The organism is Polynucleobacter sp. 35-46-11 (assembly GCF_002281105.1).
Genome location: NZ_NCFJ01000170.1, coordinates 1 through 4,794 on the forward strand (window position 1 = coordinate 1; position 4,794 = coordinate 4,794).

Consider the following 4,794-nt stretch of genomic DNA (forward strand, 5'->3'; position numbering starts at 1 on the left):
TGGCATGAAAGGCGCGATAGAGGTAGCTAGAACCGTCTACCAACAAGAGTCTATGTTTAGTCATACCGCAATCGTACAATCTAGTTGCTAACTGCCTACGGATCAGGTTCAAATCCTCCTGAAAAGAGGCCAATAAAGGTGAAAAATGATGCAAGCTCTAACTAACTTACTCCACTCTTCTGTGAGCCAACCCCTTGTTCTAACAAGCTTTTTAGTGGCTTTTGCCTCTTTCGGCTTCAATTCAGCGCATGCTCAAAATAATTCTCAGGCACTGAGCCCATCCGAACTACAGCGCATTAACAATCAGCCATTAGCTCCTGCCGTCAGCGCATCTCAAGCAACCAATGCACCAGAAGGCCGTAAACCGAGCTTTCAGCATAAAGAGGCTACCGGTACTGAAATTACTGAATATAAAGATACAAACGCACCTACTCAGGTTGATGTAAAGACACGCTATACCAACTATGAAATGGCACCCCCAGCGACCGTCATGCCAGGCGTCCCAAAAGAAACTGATCTCATTAGCGTTCCTAGTATCAGCATTCCTTTTTAATCGCTGACACTCTGCATCCCACCATTCGCATCTTTCACTTTTAGTCATGGCCGTCTTCACACCTGTTGAACTGAGTGATATCTCTGATTGGATTACAGCTGATTTTGATATTGGACAAGCGGTTGATATTCGCGGCATTCATGGTGGCATCGAGAACTCCAATTTCTTTCTCGACACTGAAAAGAACGGCAAGAAACAGGAATACGTTCTCACTATTTTTGAGAGGCTGTCAGCAGGCCAGTTGCCGTATTACTTAGAGTTGATGCGTCACTTGGCAAACAAAGGCATTCTAGTACCTAAGCCACTCGAGAATAAACACGGGCAGATTCTGTTTAACCTAAAGGGTAAGCCTGCAGCGATTGTGAGCAAACTCCCTGGCCTTTCCCGGCTCGCTCCTGAAGCAAAGCATTGCGCTCTGGTTGGTGAAAATTTAGCCAAGATGCATTTAGCTGGTAGTGACTTCAAGCACACCCAAGAAAATCTTCGCAGCCTGTCTTGGTGGAAAAAAACTGTTCCTCTGGTACTCACCCACTTGATTGATTCTCAAAAAGAATTACTCACAACCGAACTCGCTACTCAAGAAAAATTCTTTACCTCAGAGGCATATACTTCGCTGCCGCAAGGGGCAAGCCACTGCGATCTGTTTAGAGATAACGTACTATTCGACCCCCAAGGTGCTGGCGATAGCTCTCTAGATCAGCTAGGTGGTTTCTTCGACTTTTATTTCGCTGGAACAGATAAGTGGTTATTTGATTTAGCGGTTACAGTAAACGATTGGTGCCTTGCCGAAAATAAACAGGATTTAGATCCTGCTCGCTTCATGGCGCTAATGGATGCCTATCAATCTGTTCGACCACTTACCGACAGCGAGAAAGCAAGTTGGCCACTAATGGTGCGTGCTGCAGCTCTGCGGTTTTGGATTTCTCGCTTGTGGGATTTTTACTTGCCGCGTGATGCGCAAATGCTGACCCCACATGACCCTCGTCATTTTGAAAATATTCTCTTAAGTCGCAAAGCAATATGAAACTAAATTCTGTCTCTCCAAAAGAAGGCTATACCTGGATCCGTCAAGGTATTTGGCTTTTTAAACAAAATCCATTGGGCTTTTTAACTTTGATTTTTCTGTATGTCTTTGTAGCGCAATTAGCTGTTCTCGTGCCAGTGATTGGTGTTTTTGCCGTTTTATTACTCACACCTACTTTATCTGTTGGCTTTATGACCGCCTGTCGCTTAGCCATTCAAAAAGAACGTATTCGTCCAACAGTCTATGTGACTGCCCTGCAATCCACCCCCTTAATTCGAAAACGCATTCTTCAGTTAGGTTTGGTGTACGCAGCGCTCATTCTGATGTTGAGCTTTATCTTGGGGATGCTAGTGGATTTTGACGTACTGATCCCGCTCATGACAAATGAAAAACCCATTACGCCCGAAGCGCTCAACCAGATTTATTTGATTCTCTTTTTTGGTAGCCTACTCTATGTACCAGTTGCAATGCTCATGTGGTTCTCCCCCGTGCTCGTTGCTTGGGCTGACATGCCAGTAGCTCAGGCGCTCTTTTCTAGTGCCATTGCATGCTGGACAAATCGCGGTGCATTCTTTTTATACATCGCAATTTGGGGTGCGATCCTGGTTGCCATTCCATTAAGCATTGGCTCCATTCTGGATGCGCTGGATTTTGGTCAAGCCGCATCATTCATCATCGCCCCCATTTCCATGGCGGGACTCACTGTGATGCATTGCTCTTTCTTTGCAACCTGGAAAGCCTGCTTTGCTGAAAAAGAATCGGCAAGCTTGATTGCGTAAATACTGACTTAGTTACTGATTTAGTCTATCGCAGCAAGCTTAGCAATACTGAGCTGTAGCCATTTCACACCATGGCGCTTGAAGTTCACTTGAGCGCGCGCATCAGCATCATTACCCTCCAAGCCCGTCACCCTTCCCTCGCCAAATTTGGTATGGAAAACATTCTGACCAATCGTGAATGGGTAATTTCCACGCGGTGGTGAGGCCATTCTGGTTACTGAGGTTGAGGCAGAACCTACTCGCCCAATTTGTCTTGCAGGTCTCTCACGCTCATTACCACTGTCAAAGAAATCATTCGATCCAAACTCACGTTGACGCGTGTAGCCATCTTGCCAAGTAGATCCTGAACGACCACCATTACCACTGGTGGCTCCGCCCCAGCGAGCATCTTTTACTTTTGGAGTGAGCCACTTCAAGGAATCGGATGGTAATTCTTCCAAGAAGCGGGAAGGCATGTTGTAGCGTACCTGACCATGGAGCATTCGTGACTGTGTATGCGAGAGATAGAGACGCTCTTTTGCTCGAGTAATTGCGACATACATCAAGCGACGCTCTTCCTCTAAACCATTCTGCTCATTAATACTGTTCTCGTGCGGGAATAAACCTTCCTCTAAGCCCGTAATAAATACGGAGGTGAACTCCAAACCTTTAGCCGAGTGGACTGTCATGAGCTGAACGGCGTCTTGACCAGCCTGAGCCTGGTTGTCACCAGCCTCGAGAGAGGCGTGCGAGAGGAATGCTGCCAATGGAGATATCTCCACCATGCCAGGCGCATTTTCACCTGGCAGCGTAGCAGCAGTAGCATCCTGACCATAACCCTCTTCCGCAATAAATGCGGTTGCAGCGTTAATGAGTTCTTGTAAGTTTTCTACGCGGTCTTGGCCTTCACGCTCAGAGAGATAGTGCTGAATCAATCCGCTGTTCTGAATCACAAACTCTACCGTCTCTGGCAAAGTGTTGTGACGAGTAGCTTCACGCATGTGGTCTACCAATCGCACAAAACCACCCAATGAGGCGCCCGCCTTACCATCCAAAGTTGATGCTGCTAAATATAAAGAGCTATTTTGTGCGCGAGCTGCATCTTGCACAGCCTCAATCGATCTTGCGCCAATTCCACGCGTTGGGAAATTGACTACACGCGAGAAAGAGGTATCGTCATTTGGATTTTCTAGTAGGCGTAAATACGCTAAAGCATGTTTAATTTCAGCGCGCTCGAAGAAGCGAAGCCCACCGTACACACGATACGGAATTGCTGCGGAGAATAGCGCATGCTCGATGATGCGTGACTGAGCATTGCTGCGATAGAGCAAAGCAATTTCAGTACGCTTGATACCGCTATTTACTAAAGCTTTGATTTCATCTACGAGCCAGGCGGCTTCTGCGTGATCACTTGGAGCATCATAGATGCGGACTGGCTCGCCATGACCAGCATCGGTGCGCAGGTTTTTACCCAGACGGTCCGTATTATTAGAAATAAGATAGTTGGCCGTATCTAAGATGTGGCCATGTGAGCGATAGTTTTGCTCAAGCTTCACCATCATGGGGTGGTATTGCTTTTCATACAAACGCATATTCTCAACGTCTGCACCACGGAAGGCATAAATACTTTGATCGTCATCACCCACCGCGAAGACTGCACTACTTCCCATGCCGCTCACATTTACACGGCTAGCATCGTGACCAGAGAGTAATTTAAGCCAAGCGTATTGCAGTGCATTGGTATCTTGAAACTCATCAATCAAGATATGGCGGAAACGCTCTTGATAGTGCGTGCGAATGGCTTCGTTATGTTTGAGTAATTCATAGCTACGCAATAGGAGTTCAGCAAAGTCGACCACACCCTCACGCTGACACTGCTCATCGTAAGCTGCATACAACTGAGCCATCTTGGCCTGGAAGTCATCCCCTACGGATAACTCTTTGGCACGCTGACCACGTTCTTTTGCGTGCGCAATGAAATATTGCAACTGCTTAGGGGGGTATTTCTCATCATCTACCTTTAAGCCCTTCAAAAGGCGCTTAATTGCGGAAAGCTGATCTTGGGTGTCCAAAATCTGAAAAGTGGACGGCAAACCCGCTTCTTTGTGATGAGCGCGCAATAAACGGTTGCAAAGACCGTGGAAAGTGCCAATCCACATACCCCGGGTATTGATGGGCAACATGGCACTTAAGCGCAACATCATCTCTTTAGCAGCCTTATTGGTGAAGGTCACTGCGAGCACACCAATGGGTGATACCTGGCCGGTTTGGATCAACCAAGCTATACGGGTCGTGAGGACGCGGGTTTTTCCACTGCCGGCACCAGCCAAAATCAGGGCTGACTGGGCTTGGCCATTTGAATTGACAGGCGGGAGGGTCACTGCCTCGCGTTGTTCTGGATTAAGGTTTGCGAGCAAGTCTGAGTACATCGCCCCAATTATAATTTGCCTCTTATGCCA

General features: G+C 47.2%; 4 protein-coding genes. 3 read left to right on the forward strand and 1 reads right to left on the reverse strand.

The genetic code is table 11. The features are described from left to right. Positions 1–145 precede the first annotated feature (145 nt). The 3 genes from B7Y67_RS11015 to B7Y67_RS11025 are packed head-to-tail and all read left to right on the forward strand — an operon-like array spanning position 146 to position 2,356. A complete protein-coding gene (locus B7Y67_RS11015; protein WP_293598685.1) occupies positions 146–553 on the forward strand; it encodes a hypothetical protein in 408 nt (135 codons plus the stop codon). Between the two features lie 46 nt (positions 554–599). Beyond that, complete coding sequence (locus B7Y67_RS11020) at positions 600–1,577, forward strand: homoserine kinase (protein WP_293598686.1); 978 nt, start codon at positions 600–602, stop codon at positions 1,575–1,577. Beyond that, positions 1,574–2,356 carry a BPSS1780 family membrane protein gene (locus B7Y67_RS11025; protein WP_215301858.1) on the forward strand — a complete coding sequence of 261 codons (783 nt, stop codon included), beginning with the start codon at positions 1,574–1,576 and terminating at the stop codon, positions 2,354–2,356. Before B7Y67_RS11020 ends, B7Y67_RS11025 begins: the two co-directional genes overlap by 4 nt. A 20-nt stretch (positions 2,357–2,376) precedes the next feature. Here the strand turns inward: B7Y67_RS11025 and B7Y67_RS11030 are convergent, their stop codons facing one another. Continuing rightward, complete coding sequence (locus tag B7Y67_RS11030) at positions 2,377–4,764, reverse strand: UvrD-helicase domain-containing protein (RefSeq protein ID WP_293598687.1); 2,388 nt, start codon at positions 4,762–4,764, stop codon at positions 2,377–2,379. Positions 4,765–4,794 lie beyond the last annotated feature (30 nt).